This is a genomic window from Sporomusaceae bacterium ACPt (assembly GCA_041428575.1).
GTDB classification, from domain to species: Bacteria; Bacillota; Negativicutes; order Sporomusales; family Sporomusaceae; genus Sporomusa_D; species Sporomusa_D carbonis.
Genome location: CP155570.1, coordinates 270,754 through 286,973, shown reverse-complemented (window position 1 = coordinate 286,973; position 16,220 = coordinate 270,754). Strand labels below are relative to the sequence as shown.

Annotated in this window: 17 protein-coding genes; 4 read left to right on the top strand and 13 right to left on the bottom strand. The window is 47.8% G+C overall.

Annotated features, from left to right (window positions below):
- Positions 1-3: 3 nt before the first annotated feature.
- Positions 4-732: a polysaccharide deacetylase family protein gene (locus SCACP_RS01260; protein WP_425059647.1), complete on the top strand. Its 729-nt coding sequence runs from the start codon at positions 4-6 to the stop codon at positions 730-732.
- A gap of 15 nt (positions 733-747) precedes the next feature.
- Here the strand turns inward: SCACP_RS01260 and SCACP_RS01255 are convergent, their stop codons facing one another.
- Positions 748-978 (bottom strand): hypothetical protein, encoded by a 231-nt coding sequence (locus SCACP_RS01255; protein WP_425059646.1) that lies wholly within the window; start codon positions 976-978, stop codon positions 748-750.
- A gap of 92 nt (positions 979-1,070) precedes the next feature.
- Here SCACP_RS01255 and SCACP_RS01250 point away from each other — a divergent pair, with 92 nt between their 5' ends.
- Positions 1,071-2,531 carry a recombinase family protein gene (locus SCACP_RS01250; RefSeq protein ID WP_425059645.1) on the top strand — a complete coding sequence of 487 codons (1,461 nt, stop codon included), beginning with the start codon at positions 1,071-1,073 and terminating at the stop codon, positions 2,529-2,531.
- Here the strand turns inward: SCACP_RS01250 and yabG are convergent.
- Positions 2,488-3,336, bottom strand: coding sequence for a sporulation peptidase YabG (gene yabG, locus SCACP_RS01245; RefSeq protein ID WP_425059644.1), 849 nt, complete (start codon positions 3,334-3,336; stop codon positions 2,488-2,490). The genes SCACP_RS01250 and yabG overlap by 44 nt on opposite strands.
- A 151-nt stretch (positions 3,337-3,487) precedes the next feature.
- Between yabG and SCACP_RS01240 the strand changes: the two genes are divergently transcribed.
- The gene (locus SCACP_RS01240; protein ID WP_425059643.1) at positions 3,488-4,327 is read left to right on the top strand and encodes a glycosyltransferase family 2 protein; all 840 of its coding nucleotides are present in this window, start codon (positions 3,488-3,490) and stop codon (positions 4,325-4,327) included.
- A 14-nt stretch (positions 4,328-4,341) separates the two neighbouring features.
- Here SCACP_RS01240 and rsmA read toward each other — a convergent pair whose 3' ends face one another.
- The 6 genes from rsmA to metG form a co-directional block, all read right to left on the bottom strand.
- Positions 4,342-5,196 (bottom strand): 16S rRNA (adenine(1518)-N(6)/adenine(1519)-N(6))-dimethyltransferase RsmA, encoded by an 855-nt coding sequence (gene rsmA, locus SCACP_RS01235; protein WP_425059642.1) that lies wholly within the window; start codon positions 5,194-5,196, stop codon positions 4,342-4,344.
- Between the two features lies 1 nt (position 5,197).
- On the bottom strand, positions 5,198-5,767 hold the full coding sequence (gene rnmV, locus SCACP_RS01230; RefSeq protein ID WP_425059641.1) for a ribonuclease M5: 570 nt from the start codon (positions 5,765-5,767) through the stop codon (positions 5,198-5,200).
- Between the two features lie 115 nt (positions 5,768-5,882).
- On the bottom strand, positions 5,883-7,622 hold the full coding sequence (locus tag SCACP_RS01225) for an ABC transporter ATP-binding protein/permease (protein ID WP_425059640.1): 1,740 nt from the start codon (positions 7,620-7,622) through the stop codon (positions 5,883-5,885).
- Positions 7,623-7,777: 155 nt separating this feature from the next.
- Positions 7,778-8,767, bottom strand: a complete 990-nt coding sequence (locus tag SCACP_RS01220) for a 3D domain-containing protein (protein WP_425059639.1) — start codon at positions 8,765-8,767, stop codon at positions 7,778-7,780.
- 236 nt (positions 8,768-9,003) lie between these two features.
- Entirely contained in the window at positions 9,004-9,771 is a 768-nt protein-coding gene (locus SCACP_RS01215) for a TatD family hydrolase (RefSeq protein WP_425059638.1), read from the bottom strand.
- 2 nt (positions 9,772-9,773) lie between these two features.
- On the bottom strand, positions 9,774-11,714 hold the full coding sequence (gene metG, locus SCACP_RS01210) for a methionine--tRNA ligase (protein ID WP_425059637.1): 1,941 nt from the start codon (positions 11,712-11,714) through the stop codon (positions 9,774-9,776).
- Between the two features lie 289 nt (positions 11,715-12,003).
- On the opposite strand from metG, the gene SCACP_RS01205 reads away from it, so the two are divergent.
- Positions 12,004-12,252, top strand: coding sequence for an AbrB/MazE/SpoVT family DNA-binding domain-containing protein (locus SCACP_RS01205; protein WP_425059636.1), 249 nt, complete (start codon positions 12,004-12,006; stop codon positions 12,250-12,252).
- A 1-nt stretch (position 12,253) separates the two neighbouring features.
- On the opposite strand, the gene rsmI is transcribed toward SCACP_RS01205, so the two are convergent.
- The 5 genes from rsmI to SCACP_RS01180 all read right to left on the bottom strand — a co-directional run bounded on the left by rsmI (position 12,254) and on the right by SCACP_RS01180 (position 16,120).
- Positions 12,254-13,051 carry a 16S rRNA (cytidine(1402)-2'-O)-methyltransferase gene (rsmI, locus tag SCACP_RS01200; RefSeq protein WP_425061292.1) on the bottom strand — a complete coding sequence of 266 codons (798 nt, stop codon included), beginning with the start codon at positions 13,049-13,051 and terminating at the stop codon, positions 12,254-12,256.
- 62 nt (positions 13,052-13,113) lie between these two features.
- Entirely contained in the window at positions 13,114-13,863 is a 750-nt protein-coding gene (locus SCACP_RS01195; protein WP_425059635.1) for a tRNA1(Val) (adenine(37)-N6)-methyltransferase, read from the bottom strand.
- Positions 13,863-14,672: a PSP1 domain-containing protein gene (locus tag SCACP_RS01190; protein ID WP_425059634.1), complete on the bottom strand. Its 810-nt coding sequence runs from the start codon at positions 14,670-14,672 to the stop codon at positions 13,863-13,865. The genes SCACP_RS01195 and SCACP_RS01190 overlap by 1 nt, the downstream gene beginning before the upstream one ends.
- Before the next feature lie 2 nt (positions 14,673-14,674).
- On the bottom strand, positions 14,675-15,667 hold the full coding sequence (gene holB, locus SCACP_RS01185) for a DNA polymerase III subunit delta' (protein WP_425059633.1): 993 nt from the start codon (positions 15,665-15,667) through the stop codon (positions 14,675-14,677).
- Positions 15,668-16,120, bottom strand: a complete 453-nt coding sequence (locus tag SCACP_RS01180) for a YaaR family protein (protein ID WP_425059632.1) — start codon at positions 16,118-16,120, stop codon at positions 15,668-15,670.
- Between the last annotated feature and the right edge of the window lie 100 nt (positions 16,121-16,220).

Genomic DNA, 16,220 nt, shown 5'->3' with positions numbered 1-16,220 from the left:
TGCATGCGACAGTGGTTTTTCTTCTTATGCTGTGTTTTACCGTTACTCTTGCTTGCTCAAAATCAGGTAAACCTCGAATTATGGTATAAAAATCATATTGTTAAAAGCGTAACCACAACTCACAAGGTAGTAGCCCTAACATTTGATGACGGTCCCCATTATAAAACCACACCCAAAATTCTTGATGTATTAAAAGAAAAGCAGGTACGGGCAACTTTCTTTATATTAGGTGTAAATGCTAAGAATTCCCCCCAAATTTTGGCACGGGAATTAGCTGACGGCCACGAGCTTGGTAATCATGGCTACAGTCATAAACATTTAACTGAGATGACCAAAGAAAATGTTGAACAGGAAATGAGCCGGACCGAAGAGATAATTATGGCATTGGCCCCTAAGCCAGTGATTTTTCGTCCTCCAGGAGGATTTTTTGATAAAAAAGTATTAGAAACGGCAGAAGAAAAAGGATATACTACTGTTCTTTGGACAATTGATCCTCATGATTGGGCACGCCCGCCCATGCAAAAAGTTGTCAATGAAGTATTGGACAATATCAAACCCGGAAGTATTATTCTTATGCATGACGGTCAGTATCCGTTACCTACCCCGGAAGCAATCGTATATGTAATAGATAATTTAAGACAGCAGGGTTATGAATTTGTCACTGTGAGTGAGCTGTTACAGTACTCTGAATTTGAAAAAGTCAGGCACTCATACAATATTTATAATTGGTAGACGGTATTGCGAGCATCAGCCCGCTTGTCCACCCCGGCGCCGGCCGGAATCCTCCGGCTCAGACTTTCGTTGCTTGAGTACGTTGATACATACCTTTGCTAAAAATTCCGCCTCATGCGGGGGAATTTGCCCCGGCGAATAGATTACACCGGGGGTTGCTTTCCTCTCCCAGCCCAGGAATATTCCTTTGGCATATTCCCGCGGCTTGCGTTGTTTTAATACCTTCGGCCGATAATCTTTCGGCAACAATATCACCCCCTAGTAAAATTTATGCTGTTACCGTTTGTCTTCTTTCTGAGAACAGCCCATACTTTAACAACACTGACCAGGAGGCAGTTATGAACGCCATCTACGCCCGTGTTTCGACTGATGAGCAAGCCAGGTCCGGCTATTCCCTCAGCGACCAGGTCAGCCAGTGTCGCCTGAAACTTCAAAGCTTGGGCCTTACCAACATCCAGGAATATATCGACAATGGGTACAGCGGCGAATTCCTGGACCGGCCCGCACTCAAGCGCCTACGGGAAGACCTAATGCAAGGTCTCATTAAAACTATCGCCGTTTATGACCCGGACCGTCTTAGCCGTAATCTTACTAACCAGTTACTTATCGCCGACGAAATTGAGAAGGCGGGAGCACAGGTGCTGTTTGTCACCGGCGATTATGACTGCTCGCCCGAAGGCCGGCTATTTTTTAGTATCCGCGGCGCTATCAGCGCATTTGAAAAAGCCAAGATCCGAGAACGGACGCTGCGCGGTAAACGAACCAAAGCCAGACAAGGCAAAATTCCTATTAATAATAAGCCGTATGGTTTTGGCTGGGACGCCGAAAAATCTATTTATACCATTAATGAGCATGAGGCCGCTGTTGTAAGATTAATATATGACATGTGTCTTATCAATCATTGGGGCAGTCCCCAGATAGCCTCCAAGTTAGCCGCAAAAGGCATTGTAAACCGCAATGGCAAACCTTTCAATCCCATGGCTGTCTATCGTATCCTGACCAAGGAATTATACTGTGGCACAGCTTATTCGGGACAGATCAGCACAACTAAGACCGGGCAATACTGCCGGAAAACCGTTAAGCGCCCTAAGGCTGACTGGATACCTATTCCGGTTCCGGCCATTATTTCCCGCGAAACCTGGGAAAAAGCCCAGCAAATAGTGAAGCATAATGCTGAGTTATCAAGGCGAAATACCAGGCGGGATTATCTCCTTCAGGGTATCATTCGTTGCGGCGTCTGCGGCATGGGGTTAGTGGTCAGCCATATGAGTGATGCCGGGCAAATCCGCTGCTATTACCGTTGTGTTACCAAAAGCAGCCCGCAATACCGCTCTAAATCCGAACGCTGCCCCAATCGGTATATCCCGGTTGACACGCTGGAAAAAGCAGTCTGGCAAGCGGTTCTGGATATAGTAAAGGATGAGACCGTACTGCGCGACTATTTGCTTACCGATACTATACCCGACCACTCCCGCAAAATTGCCGAACTCACTCTCCGCCAGGAAAATGCCAAAAAAAGACAAGCCAATATTGTAAAATGGTATCAAGCCAACCTGCTTGACCCCCTTACGGCTGAGGCCGAACTTGCAACCGTCGCCAAAGAAGTAACTGCCCTTTCCGAGCAACTGGCCGGCTTGCAAAAAGTTCAGGACAAAATAAAAAAACGGCCAGCCATCTCACCGGCGTCCGTGCTGAATGAAACTACTACCGAAGAAAAACGGAGAATTCTGTTGCACTACGGATTAGAGGTTCACGTTAAACGCCTCGGAAAAGATTTCGAATTTTGGTTTCGCCATTAGCCACCCATAGACAGGGGTAGCTTTTTCGCATTTGCTTAACAGTCTTGTTGATAGGAGTAAAAGCCACTTTTTCAGCAATAAAGACCGGGTCATAGGCATGAATGAAAATGCGGTTGGGCGAGCTGGCGAAATTGGCCCCAGATGACAGGATGGCTTCGAAATGAGACTGACACGCCCCGGCAAATATGACTAAATCATCCCGGGACGGCTCAAATATCCGGGCCTTTTTCACAGCTGCAACAAAATGCTTGGAGTTGCGATAATTATTGATATCACTCAAATCTTTTTTACCGAGACCGGTCAAGGCATCATGACCGGTGAGAATAAGTATGTCAGGCCTAAATTCCGCTAATAAGTCCATAACAACATCAGCCTGCTTAGCTTCTTCTGCCCATCGTCCCTCTGCGTCAATATTAAGATGGTCATATGTTTTTAAGCACATTTTAAGATATTCCTCATCTCCGTCAAGGTGCAGCACCCTGCCGGGTAAATCAAAAAAAGTAAATTTTTTGGTGGCCTCAGAGCGTCTGAGCTCAACTTGCTCACGTTCCCGGCTGCGGCGTACCATGACCCGCCTGAGTATATCATTACACATAGTTTCCATGCGCACAATCTCATTACGAAGATGTTCGGCATCAATTCGCTGTAAATCATCTATCGGTGAGTCAGCCATGAGTCTGAGGTGCAAGCCCTTAAGCACACAGTGGATTTGCTGTGAATCATCAACAAAGATATCAGCAACTTTAAAAACAATATCGCCGCCGTGAGATTTCCTTATGACCAGGTCGCCTACTTCAATGTCCACCTGCAACTACCTCCTTACCTGGGACCTATAACTATTACATACTATGAGCCGTTTAGTTAATGTGCCACAAAAATATCCCGCTGCACCCGGTGACAAATAGCCTATCCTCCCAATATACTATAGTGAGCCCCCATAAGGCCGCTTTATCAACATGGCACTGTATACGCATCCTTACGCCGAGGTGATAGACGTGATTTGCGTGGTCGTTCCGGCCAAAAATGAGGGAGGTCGCATTACTACAGTATTGCAAAATCTGGGGACTTTGCCTATTGATCACATTATTCTGGTGGCCAACGGCTCCAAAGACAGCACTATGCACGAAGCCTTAGCAATGCGTCTCCCCAAGCTGCAAGTTATCTACTTTCACGAATGTCTGGGTATTGATATTCCCCGCGCCATCGGTGCTAAAGTGGCTCTGGCTCTGGGCAGCGATGTTGTCGCCTTTGTCGACGGCGACATGGTAGGCACGTTTAATGAAAACTTGATGGAACTGGTGGACGGTGTATTGTTAAAACACCTGGATATGGCTCTTACCAACTGTTACCCTTCCCCCCCTCGCCATATAGAACGGTATAACCCTACTTTTCAGTGGCGCTTCAACCTCAATAAAGAACTGGGACTCGATAAAAAAATCAGCCTGGCCAGCCCGGCCCACGGCCCTCACGCAGTATCCCGCCGCCTTCTGGAAACAATTTCCTTGCGCGAACTGGCCATCCCACCGGTCACGATGGCGCTCGCGCGCATGAACAAACTTAAGGTTGATGTGGCTACTACTATTCCCCATTACCGTCTGGGTTCATCGGTGAAAAATCAAATTCATACCAATAAAATAATCGATACCATTGTCGGCGACTGCCTTGAAGCCATTGCCGTCTTCCATAACCAAAGTCGCAACCGTCAATGGCAGAACAAGACTTACTTAGGTTATCACATTGATCGGCGTTTTGATTTATTGGACCTGTTTTTAAACGGAAAGCCCTGCTCAAAATGAGCAGGGCTTTCCGTTTATATATGTTTTACCCAGGCATTGGCTATAGACGCAAACTCAGCAAGCGATAGTTGCTCGCCGCGCCGCCCGCCGTCAATTCCGGCAGCAGCCAGCACCTTATCTACTGCTTCTTTATCCAGACCGCCGGCTTTAAGAGCATTTGCCAACGTTTTGCGGCGCTGGGCAAAAGCCGCTTTGACCACGCGGAAAAACATTTTTTCACTGTCGACCTTAACCGGCGGTTCAGGACGAACCGTGCAGCGGATAACAGCCGATTCCACCGCCGGAGAAGGTATAAACGCTTTTGGCGGCACAATAAACATAATTTCCGGTTCAGTATAATACTGAACCGCTACTGACAGCGCCCCGTAGTCTTTACCACCCGGCCTGGCCACCATGCGCTCAGCCACCTCTTTTTGCACCATAGTCACCAGAACTTCTACCGGTAATTTTTCCTCCAAAAGTTTCATAATAATGGGTGTCGTAATATAATATGGCAGATTGGCGACAACCTTGTATTTTTTCCTGCTTATTTCCCGGGAAATGTCGATTTTCAATATATCGCCATGCACGATTTTGACATTATTATACCCTTCCAGCGTTCTATTCAGTACATCCAACAAGCGACGGTCAAGCTCAACTGCCGTAACCTCAGCCCCGGTTTCGGCCAACCCCTGGGTCAGGGTACCGATTCCCGGCCCTATTTCCAGCACGGCATCGCCGGCGGCAACCTGGGCCGCCGCTACGATACCGTCAACAACATGGCCATCAATGAGAAAATTCTGCCCCAATTTTTTGCTCATATGAATGCCAAAAGTTTTTAAAATATGCAGGGTTACGTCTTTTTGCGCAATACACGGCTTAATTCCCATATTACGGTTCCTCCATTGCGTCGCTTTGACTGGTTGCAGTATCCAGCTCCTTTAGCGCTTCATCAAATTCGGCACGGGTAACGCCATAATTGTTTAACCTGTATAAAAAGCTTTTCGCATTGGCGTAGCCTATGCCCAGGCGTTGACCAACTCTTGCCCGTCGTAGGGCAGCATCTGCCACACCGCTTAACCCGGCCGCCATAATATCGTGCCAGGTAAATTGGTTTGATGATTGCCACTCATGCATACGCACTTTGCTCAAAGCTTCCCGGATTGCCGCAGGTGAAGCCTGCTCAATCCCGATATCATCGTTGGCTGTAGCCTGTTCCCGTGGTACAAAGGCATGCTTGGCTTCTGGAAAACGCTGGGTAAGATACTTGCGAATACGTTCACCGGCGCTGTCAGGGTCGGTCAAAATTATGATACCCCTTTTCTTATAAGCTTGCTCAATCCGGCTTAGACAACGCGGCAATAAGTTAAACCCCTCGGTGGCAATGCACTCGGCCTCTACCGCCCGCCTGACAGCGGCAATATCTTGTTTGCCTTCAACCACAATGACTTCTTTAATCATTTTACAACTCCATTTTCAAAACATAACACAGTATGAATATATTACCACATTTGCCAACTTTTTATCTAGCCTTTTAAAATGGCAAAACCGCCTACCAGGCGGTTTTACATCCAAATTATAAATTAAGCAACCTCCAATTGCCGGCACCGTCTAAAGTTAACTTCTTTTGGTGGTAGCTGTTTAGGGTATTACGATGGCCGACACTGACCATGGCAGTTCCTGGCAACTGTTCGCGCAGTAAAGCATAGAGCACACGTTCAGTAGGTTCATCAAGCGCCGACGTAGCTTCATCCATAAACAACCACTCGGGTTTGTGGATAAGCGCCCGGACAAAGGCAATCCGCTGTTGCTCCCCTAATGACAATACATGCGACCAGTCCTCTATCCTGTCAAGATGGTTTTTCAGCCAGTCAAGCTTACACAATGACATGGCTTGGGTAATTTCTTCGTCAGATACCTGCCGTTTGGGGCCGGGATAGAGCAGAGTATCACGCAAAGTGCCTAACGGGAGATAGGATTTTTGCGGTAAAAACAAAAAATTCCCGTTCTCAGGAAGCGTGATACAGCCCTGGGCATACGGCCATAATCCGGATAATGTCCTTAGCAGAGTACTTTTGCCGCTGCCTGAGGGTCCTGCCACCAAGAGCGATTCACCCGCAGTTAACGACAAATTAAGTTCAGTCAGTATTCTCCGCCCATCAGGCAAATTAATGTTTAACCCGGTCACTGCCAATACGGGAACAGATGCCGTTTGCATAACAGCGCTGGGTTGAGGAGGCTCGCTTACTTTATGCATATTGCCGATAAACCCGGTAAGCCGGTCAACAACCGACTTCCATTCAGCCAGCAACGGGTAGCTATCAACAAAAAAAGATAAAGCGTCCTGTACTTTACCAAAAGCTGAAGCTGTTTGGAGCAAGCCGCCGAGCTGGATTTCCTTGGCGAAATAACGGGGAGCGGCCACTAAAATAGGAAAGATTATTGCTATTTGGCCATAGCCAGAAGTAAACCAGGTCAATTGCTTCTGACGCTGCATAATTTTCCAAAAATTATCAAGAACATGGCCAAATCGAATCATAAACGACTGGCCTTCACGGGCTTCACCCCCATAAAAAGCAATACTTTCGCAGTTTTCACGGAGTCTCACCAAACTAAACCGGAAATCTGCTTCATAGCGTTGTTGGTTAAAATTAAGTTTAACCAACGGCTTGCCAATTTTATGGGTCAGCCAGGTGCCTATGATAGCATATAAGACAGCTACCCACACCATATAACCGTAAATAGTCAGTTGCTGCCCACCAAAGGGAAGGGTAAGCGCACCTGATAACTGCCAGAGAATAGCGATAAATGATCCCAGGGTAACCACCGATTTTAATAAACCTAATGCCAGTCTCAGCGTATAATTGGTAAACAGACGTAAATCCTCGCTTATGCGTTGGTCCGGGTTATCGGTGTTATTGTCAATAAGCTGCAACCGGTAATAGGTCTGATTTTTGAGCCAACTGCTCAAATAGTTTTGCGTCATCCAGCGCCGCCATTTAATCTCAAGCATTTGCTGGAGATAGAGCTCATACACAGCCACTATGATAAAAATTCCGGCTAACAGGCTGAATTCACCCAATGCGCTGAAAAATTCGTCTTTGTCAAAGTTTTGCAGGGCATTGTAAAACCGATTGTACCATTGATTGATTAGAACCAATATATACACATGGCCTAGATTAAGAGTTACAATTACCGCGAGCAGTCCCCAGGCCCGCCACTTTTCTTCTGAACACCAGTACTCACGGATAATTTCCCAGGTATGTTTAAGAAAGTTACGGTTCAAGCCAGACAAGTACACCAGTCCCTTCAGCAATCAAGTTATACCTCATGCATATTTCGCTGCTCGCTCGGGTTATTCCTTCTCACCACCGGAAACTATATCACATCCGCATGCTTTACTAACTACCATGATTTCGCTGGCATAAAAACGGTGAAAATAAAAAGAGCAGGGCTTATGCCCTACTCTTTTTATTCAGCTAAAATATAAACTTTTACTGTCCGGCGGCCAAACCGCCAAGCTTCACTGGGATCGTCCATGCATAAATCAATCTTGTTGCCAACAATTGAGCCACCGGTATCAGCAGCCAGCCCCATACCATAGCCGGAAATATATACCCGCGTACCCAGGGGTATCACATTAGGGTCAACGGCAACAATCCCCCGCCGGGCGGCAATTCCGGTAGCTGTCAGCCCGCGGCCTGAGCCGTCTGCCGGCAAATAAGCGGAAGCCTCCATCCAGCGGATATCGCGGAACCGTACGGCTCCCCGCGAAGTATCTACGGTATCCCGGGTCCCCACCCGGATAATTCTGGGCTTGGAGCTTACTACTACAGTTTCTGAAAGTACATCGGCAGATACCTTAACGCCATCTTCAAACCGCACGCGTACTGTAGCTTTTTTAAGGCCATTTTCCCCATCTTGCACGGTTTCCTCCGTGCCTTTTTCCATAGTGGCATCAGGTTGACGGATAACTTGGTACAGATCAGGAATTTCCTGTTCTTCAATTTTTTCACTCAAAGTAACAGCCCTGATGTTCATCCCGGCAACCGGCCTGGTTTCATCCCCTGGCACCAGCTTTACCTTGTCCCCGGGAATTCCCAACTGGGTCGCGACTTCGCGAACCGTAGGCTTACCGGTAATAATGCTGGTGGTTTTACCCTGATACGTTACCGTCACCGGTACAGCCCTGAACACTTCAATTACAGTTCCGTTATTTACACTGGCTGTAGACAACCTGATTTCATCTTCGGGGTTAAGTGCAATTCCAACTTGCTTTAATATTTTGTACGGAGTTTTATACAGTGTATTTACAGTATAGTTTTGCCCATCGGCAACGATGTGGACCTTCTTGTACGCCCAAACAAATCCGGTTGCCAGTAGTGATGCCAGGAGCAGCGCGACAATAAGCACTGCTTTATTGCGCCCGTACTTTGCCAGTACGGACTTTTCATCACTCATGAAACCCCCCCTTTCTGTGAATTTTGCAATTATACCATAAGATGGTTAAATAGTCAAGGAATGCTAATAAATTTATCCATAATTATCCAGATTACATTAGAAGCATTGCCATTATATGTAAAAAATATACTAAAAAAAGAACTTGGCAAACAGTTAACATTAATTTAACATATTCGTCAAGTTACCATTTTATTCCTGCCGACATGAAATTTTGCTGTGGTTCCGCCACAATTAGGTTATAGGACAATACCAAACAGCTCTTTAGTATTAGCAGTTGCCGCTTCGGCCAGCGCCGCAAATTCCAAACCCCGGACACGGGCCACTTCCTCAGCCGTGTACTTGACATGAGCCGGCTCATTGCGGCGGCCCCGGTACGGCTGGGGTGTAAGATACGGGCAGTCGGTCTCGACTAACAAACGTTCCAGCGGCACGCTTGCCGCAACTTCTTTAAGTTTGCCGTCTTTGGCATAAGTCACCGGTCCGGCAAAAGAAACGTAAAAGCCCAGCTTAATTACTTCCTTGGCCATCTCCACGCTGCCCGAAAAACAATGGAATACACCGGTCAGGCCTTTAGCTTCCTTTTTAACAATAGCCAGCACATCGCCATGCGCGTCCCGGTCATGGATAATAATCGGTTTATTAAGTTGACGCGCTACGTCAATTTGACGGATAAATACCTGCCGCTGAATTTCGCGGGGTGATAAATCATAGTAATAATCAAGGCCAATTTCGCCTATAGCGACAACTTTGGCCTGCGAATGCCAGGCAGCCAACTGATCGTAGTCACCATCTGCGGCGTCTTTAGCATCATGCGGGTGGATGCCGACCGCCGCAAACACCATGTCGTGACGCTGAGCAAGCGCCACTGACCGCGCCGACGATTCCATACAGGCACCGGCATTTAATATGCCTATAAGCCCGGCCTCAGCCGCACGTTTGATTACATCTTCCCGGTCGGCATCAAAACGCTTGTCATCAATATGGGCATGTGAATCAAACAACATTTTTACTTCACCTTGCTGCCAGGCGGCATATCAGCAGTAACAAGCTGCAGCTTATCGTCACAGGATGCAGCCAGTACCATGCCCCGCGACTCAATGCCCCGGATTTTTGCCGGTTTCAAATTAACTACCATGACCACATTTTGCCCAACTAACTGTTCAGGTTCATAATGCTTGGCAATGCCGGAAATGATGGTACGCTGCTCGGTGCCCAAATCAACAGTCAAGAGCAACAGCTTATCGGCTTTCTTAACCTTCTCGGCCGCCAGGACTTTAGCTACTCTGAGGTCAAGTTTGGCAAATTCATCAATGGTGATTTCCGGCAAGCAAGACGGTTGGTCAGTTGTCTCAGCTTTAGGCGCTGCGGTTGCTACGGTTTGGACCGGTTTTGTTTCAGCCTCTGCCGCCGGTTTGTCTTCAATGCGGGGAAACAGTGGCTCCGGTTGGGCGACAATAGTGCCTGCCGGCAGGCGTCCCCAAGCCTGGGCTTCGCCTAATGTTACACTGGCAAAATCTGTCTTAATGCCAAGCTGCGCCCAAATTTTCGGGGCAGTTACCGGCATAAACGGTGAAATTAAGATGGCGGCAATTCTGAGCACCTCGGCCAGGTTGTAAAGTACCGTGTTGAGCCGGTCTTTCTTGGCCGGGTCTTTAGCCAGCGCCCATGGTGCGGTCTCATCAATATATTTGTTGGTGCGGCCGATAAGGGCCCATACTTCCTTAAGCGCAGTATTGATATCCTGATGTTCCATGTGTTTCTCGTATTGCGCAACAGTGGTCCGGGCCAAGTCGTGCAATTCCTGGTCGATAGCCTCGGTTTCTCCGGGCGCCTCAATTACGCCGCCGTTAAACCGGCCAATCATGTTAAGACTGCGGTGCAGCAAGTTGCCAAGGTCGTTGGCCAAATCGGCATTAATGCGGCTGATAAGCGCGTCCCGCGAAAAATTACCATCAAGCCCAAGGGCAATTTCTCTGAGCAGGAAGTACCGGATGGCGTCAGACCCGAACTCGTCGATAAGAGCAATAGGGTCAATAACATTGCCCTTAGACTTGCTCATTTTATCGCCTTCAACCACCAGCCAGCCATGACCATAGACCATCTTGGGCAGTTCAACACCTAAAGCCATAAGAATAATCGGCCAGATGATACTATGGAACCTGACAATTTCTTTACCGACCAAATGTATATCTGCCGGCCAGTACTTGGAAAACTTCTCGCGGTCGTTTAAGTAACCGGCAGCCGTTATATAATTGGTCAGAGCGTCGAACCATACATATACCACATGTTTGGTATCAAACGGTACCGGGATGCCCCAGTCAAAAGTAGTCCGCGATACGCACAGGTCTTCCAGACCGCCTTTGATAAAATTAATCATTTCGTTGCGGCGGGATGTCGGCTGGATAAATTCAGGATTTTCCTCAATGTATTTTAACAGTCTGTCCTGGTATTTGGACATACGGAAAAAATAGCTTTCTTCTTTAACAATCTCAACCGGCCGGCCGCAATCCGGACATTTGCCGTCATTTAACTGGCGTTCCAGCCAGAAGGTTTCACACGGTGTGCAATACCAGCCTTCATACTCGGCTTTATAGATGTCTCCCTGGTCGAATATTTTTTGAAATACCGCTTGCACAAGTTCATGGTGACGGCGTTCAGTGGTGCGGATAAAATCATCATTGGAAATATTAAGTTTTTCCCACAAATGCTTGAACGACGCCACAATTTTATCCACATAAGCCTGCGGCGTGGTATTATTCTCTTCAGCTTTGCGCTGAATTTTCTGGCCGTGTTCGTCTGAGCCGGTCAAGAAAAACACATCAAACCCGGCCAGCCGCTTGTAACGGGCTATAGCATCAGCAATAGTGGTGCAGTAGGCATGCCCGATATGAAGCCGGTCGCTGGGATAATAAATAGGCGTAGTAATGTAAAAGGTTTTTTTCGGCATGATGTCCTCCTTCATCTTGACGTACGTTACTTATTTTACCAATTATAGACATTGTCGGCATGATTGTCAATAGTTGTCTTTTTCGACAGAAAGTAGTATCATATGACAATGTGCGGCACATTTATGCACTGCAAAATGGCGTAATCCGAAAATATTTTGCCATTTGGAAATTTTTAGATTGACAAGCTTTGTAATATTTGGTATTATTTAGTTGAGCAGGTTTTGTCGAATCTTGTTGATTGATTGATTATTTAATTTTATTGAAGAAGAGTGAAAGGGGAAAAAGAAAATGAAATCAACCGGTATTGTACGCAAAGTTGACGAACTAGGCAGAGTGGTAATTCCTATCGAATTGCGCCGCACTCTTGACATTGAGGAAAAGGATGCTCTTGAAATTTATGTAGACAGCGACCGTATCATTCTCCGGAAATATGAGCCAGCTTGTGTATTCTGTGGTAACGCTGCCGATGTCACCAACTTCAAAGGCAAAAATGTCTGCAAAGAGTGTCTGGAATCTATGAGTCAAAAGGCTGTGTAAACTATTCAGGCATATTGAGTACAGCCTGATAAACCAGACGTTTCGGTAAACCTCTATGGGACGCCACCTCACGGATGGCGTCTTTTTTATTAATTCCCCGGCTCATAAGCTGACTGACAGCCTGTACCACATCCAGCCCGGCCAATGCGTCCGGAACCTCCCTCAGTTCTTCGCCCTCCGGATTGCCGGCCACTACCAGGGTGAATTCTCCGCGAGTCTGGTTTGCGGCAAAGTGTTGAATGATACTTGCCAGACTGCCCCGGATAAACTCTTCGAACTTCTTAGTAAGCTCCCGGGCGGCTACAGCTTGACGGTCACCAAATACCGCATAAAGTTCATCCAGTGTGGCGCGCAGCCGGTGCGGCGCTTCATAGAACACCATGGTATACGGATGTCTGGTTAGCTTAGCCAACAACTCCCGGCGGTGTTTATTGGTCTTAGGCAAGAAACCGACAAAGGTAAACATGGTAGTATCAAGTCCTGATGCTACCAGCGCAGTTAACGCGGCGTTAGGACCGGGCAGCGGCACCACCGGCACGCCGTTTTCTACCGCCAAACGCACCAAATCAACACCTGGGTCAGATATGCCCGGCATCCCGGCGTCACTTACCAACGCGATGGTTTCACCTTTTAGCAGTCGTTCAATAATCTCCGGCCCGCGTTCGGCCTTATTGTGTTCATGATAGCTTATGAGCGGCAAGTGAATATCAAAATGATTTAACAGCTTTAGAGTATGTCTGGTATCCTCGGCGGCAATAGCCGCCGCTTCTTTTAGCACCCGTACAGCCCGGAAAGTCATATCTTCCAGATTGCCGAGCGGCGTGGGGCACAGATAAAGTGTACCTGGCTTAGTCAAACAAATCACCTGCCCTGCCTGTAGAGCTTCCTAATATCTTCACTGTAGCTCCCTTCAGTATTATATACAATTAAAGGCGGCAATACATCAAGCCCCGGCCTGGCGCCGCGGATTCCTTCAATAAGCAGCATATTAGGCTTCTTACCCGGCGCCGGATACACGAGCTGCAGCCGTTTAGGTTCAATGCCGGCCGCACACAAGGCTTGCGTAATTTCAGCCAGCCGCTCAGGCAAATGCACCATGGCAAACCTGCCGCGGTATTTAACAAGATACTTTGCGGCCGCTACAACGTCAGTCAAATTGGCCGTTACTTCATGCCGCGCCATGGCTACCCGGTCATTGGGACTGATATAGCCACCGCCTACCGGACGATAAGGCGGATTGGAAACCACCAATTCCCAGCAGCCGCCAGGCAAAAATTCTTTAATCCGGCGCATATCACCATTGATAATGCTAAGCCGCTCAGCCAGACCGTTAAGACAGGCACTCCGTCTAGCCATATCAGCCATAGACGGGCTTATCTCAACTCCGGTAACGGTGGCTGCCCCCCGCGCCAAGAGGAGTAATCCGATAACACCTGTTCCGGCGCCTAGGTCGACGGCGGCACCGCCTGGCCGTATACCGGCAAAATGCGCCAAGAGAACAGCATCCAGAGAAAAGCAAAATTCGTCCGGATGCTGAATAAGCTTTAGGTTATTAATAACAAGATCATCAATCCGTTCACCGGATTTTAACTCAACTTCCGGCACGTCCATTATTCTTTTTCCACTAATTCGTCCCAAGGAATAACCAGCATCTTGCCTTCAGCCAGACTGACCGTGGCTGTCCGTTTTTGCTGATTCACTGACATTACCCGTCCTTCCCCCTCAACAGTAACTACTTCCCTGCCCACTGTTGGCGGGGGGACCTTTTTGGCACAGCAGCCGCCATAGCAGTCACTTTCATATTTCAGGCAGCACATCAACCGCCCGCAGATACCGGAAATTTTAGTCGGGTTAAGTGACAGGTTCTGGTCCTTAGCCATCCGGATGGACACCGGTTCAAAATCGCCGAGAAAGGTCGCGCAGCAAAGCGACCGGCCGCAACAGCCAATACCGTTCATGAGCTTAGCCTCATCCCGCACGCCGATTTGCCGAAGCTCAATGCGGGTACGAAACACACTGGCCAGATCTTTAACCAACTCGCGAAAATCGATACGCCCTTCGGCGGTAAAGTAAAATATGATTTTGTTCACATCAAATGTGTATTCAACATCAACAAGATTCATGGGCAAACCATGAGCCTGTATTTTTTGTTCACAAATTTTAAAAGCTTCTTTTTCTTTCTTCCGGTTGTCTTTGACCTTTTCCTCATCTTCAGGCGTTGCTTTTCTAAGTACCGGCTTTAACGGAGCGACAATTTGGCTGTCTTCCACCTGGCGCGGCCCGATAACAACATCGCCAAACTCCAATCCCCTGGCAGTCTCAACAATGGCGCACTCGCCTGCAGCAATATCAATGTCACCCGGATCAAAATAGTATATCTTTCCGGCTTTTTTAAACCGGATACCAACCACTGTCAGCATGCTTAATCTCCTTTTCCCGCCAAATCCTTTAAATGTATTAGTAAAGCTTCAAGCGCCAAACGGGAGTTAGCGTTGCCGCTGATAGCGCGGATTGTGTCTTTAACTGCTCCAAGCGCCGCCAGGCTTTGTCCTTCGGGCCACTTTGCCGTATGCGCTACCAGTTTAGGCGCAAGATCAATATTATATAATAATTGTTCATTATGTTTACCGGCTAGTAATACCATATCCCGAAACAAATACAGGAGAAAACCAAGTACGGTTAAAATTTCTTTGGTTTCAAGACCATCCAGTTGGGACGCCATGTTCCAGATATTTACGGTATCTTGTCCACTAAGACCTTCAATCATACCTGCCGCCATATCCCTGGCAGCCAAGCCATCCGGCGCCAAAAGTCCTAAGGCTTTTCCCATCCGGCCGCCGCTTAATTTGGCGGCAACAACGGCCGATTCAGCCGCATACCCTTTGCTGACAAGCGCCTCGGCCAGGATTGTGGGTGGTAGCGGCTGGAACTGAATTTTCCGGCAACGGGATAAGATTGTCGGCAACAGCGGCTGAGCAGTTCCCGCAACCAAAATAAACACAAAGCCGGGCGGCGGCTCCTCCAAAAGCTTAAGTAAGCTGTTGGCCGCCTGAACGGTCATAAATTCGGCGTCCTCAATAATGCATACCCGCCCGGAGCTTACCGACGGCGCCAAGGCAGCAAACTGTTTAAGAGCACGAATTTGATCAATTTTAATGCTTGCACCGTCAGGACATACCAGCGTAAAATCAGGATGGGCGCCGTGGCTATACATTAAACATGCCTGGCAATGCCCACACGGTTTAGCACTACTGTTACCGCATAATAATCCGGCGGCTAACAGACGGGCGACCAAACTTTTGCCAATACCGGCCGCGCCAATGAATAATAAGGCGTGCGGAACCTTGCCGGAAGCCAGCATAGCCTGTAGTATTTTTACGACATCCTTATGACCAATTAACTCATCCCAATTCATTTACGTATACAAATCGACCAGCATGCCGCGCACTGCATCATGTTTAGACATGATTGACAGTTGGCGCTGCTGACCGCTCCTAATGTCTTCGGCCATCTCGGCCAGTTTTTCATCTATTTGCCGAATGGTTGTAAACATTTTCTGCCGGCCGTGGCGGTCCCAACCGGCCCGTGACTCTAGAGTATACATGCGGGATACCGCTTCACCAATAAACTTCCGGACAAGCTCTCGGTACGACTTGAGTTCACTATAGGTCGGCATGTGGGACAAACGGCGGCCACTTTCATCAATTTCAGTCAAAAGTGCTTGCAGTCGTTCGGTTGACTGCTTTTCTTGTGTTTTCAATAAGTCGGAGGAAAAATAGTCGCCTGTCTTCTCGGCCTTGCCGCCTTGCTCGCGGTCTGTCATTACCGGCTGATTTTTAATACCGAGCTTATTTATTTTCATGCTCATTAAACATAATCCTCCTGCCTAGAAAGGCTCTGGCAGCAACATTCTTATCCCTTAAATTATAATTGGTTTTAATGAAATAATCAAATATTGGGCAGCTTAA

Bases quoted from the DNA above. Each gene is read 5' to 3' on its own strand.
- SCACP_RS01260 (WP_425059647.1), top strand. From the start codon at position 4: ATGCGACAGTGGTTTTTCTTCTTATGCTGTGTTTTACCGTTACTCTTG.
- SCACP_RS01250 (WP_425059645.1), top strand. From the start codon at position 1,071: ATGAACGCCATCTACGCCCGTGTTTCGACTGATGAGCAAGCCAGGTCC.
- SCACP_RS01240 (WP_425059643.1), top strand. From the start codon at position 3,488: ATGGCACTGTATACGCATCCTTACGCCGAGGTGATAGACGTGATTTGC.
- rsmA (WP_425059642.1), bottom strand. From the start codon at position 5,196: ATGGGAATTAAGCCGTGTATTGCGCAAAAAGACGTAACCCTGCATATT.
- rnmV (WP_425059641.1), bottom strand. From the start codon at position 5,767: ATGATTAAAGAAGTCATTGTGGTTGAAGGCAAACAAGATATTGCCGCT.
- SCACP_RS01220 (WP_425059639.1), bottom strand. From the start codon at position 8,767: ATGAGTGATGAAAAGTCCGTACTGGCAAAGTACGGGCGCAATAAAGCA.
- SCACP_RS01215 (WP_425059638.1), bottom strand. From the start codon at position 9,771: ATGTTGTTTGATTCACATGCCCATATTGATGACAAGCGTTTTGATGCC.
- metG (WP_425059637.1), bottom strand. From the start codon at position 11,714: ATGCCGAAAAAAACCTTTTACATTACTACGCCTATTTATTATCCCAGC.
- SCACP_RS01205 (WP_425059636.1), top strand. From the start codon at position 12,004: ATGAAATCAACCGGTATTGTACGCAAAGTTGACGAACTAGGCAGAGTG.
- rsmI (WP_425061292.1), bottom strand. From the start codon at position 13,051: ATGACTTTCCGGGCTGTACGGGTGCTAAAAGAAGCGGCGGCTATTGCC.
- SCACP_RS01195 (WP_425059635.1), bottom strand. From the start codon at position 13,863: ATGGACGTGCCGGAAGTTGAGTTAAAATCCGGTGAACGGATTGATGAT.
- SCACP_RS01190 (WP_425059634.1), bottom strand. From the start codon at position 14,672: ATGCTGACAGTGGTTGGTATCCGGTTTAAAAAAGCCGGAAAGATATAC.
- holB (WP_425059633.1), bottom strand. From the start codon at position 15,667: ATGAATTGGGATGAGTTAATTGGTCATAAGGATGTCGTAAAAATACTA.
- SCACP_RS01180 (WP_425059632.1), bottom strand. From the start codon at position 16,120: ATGAGCATGAAAATAAATAAGCTCGGTATTAAAAATCAGCCGGTAATG.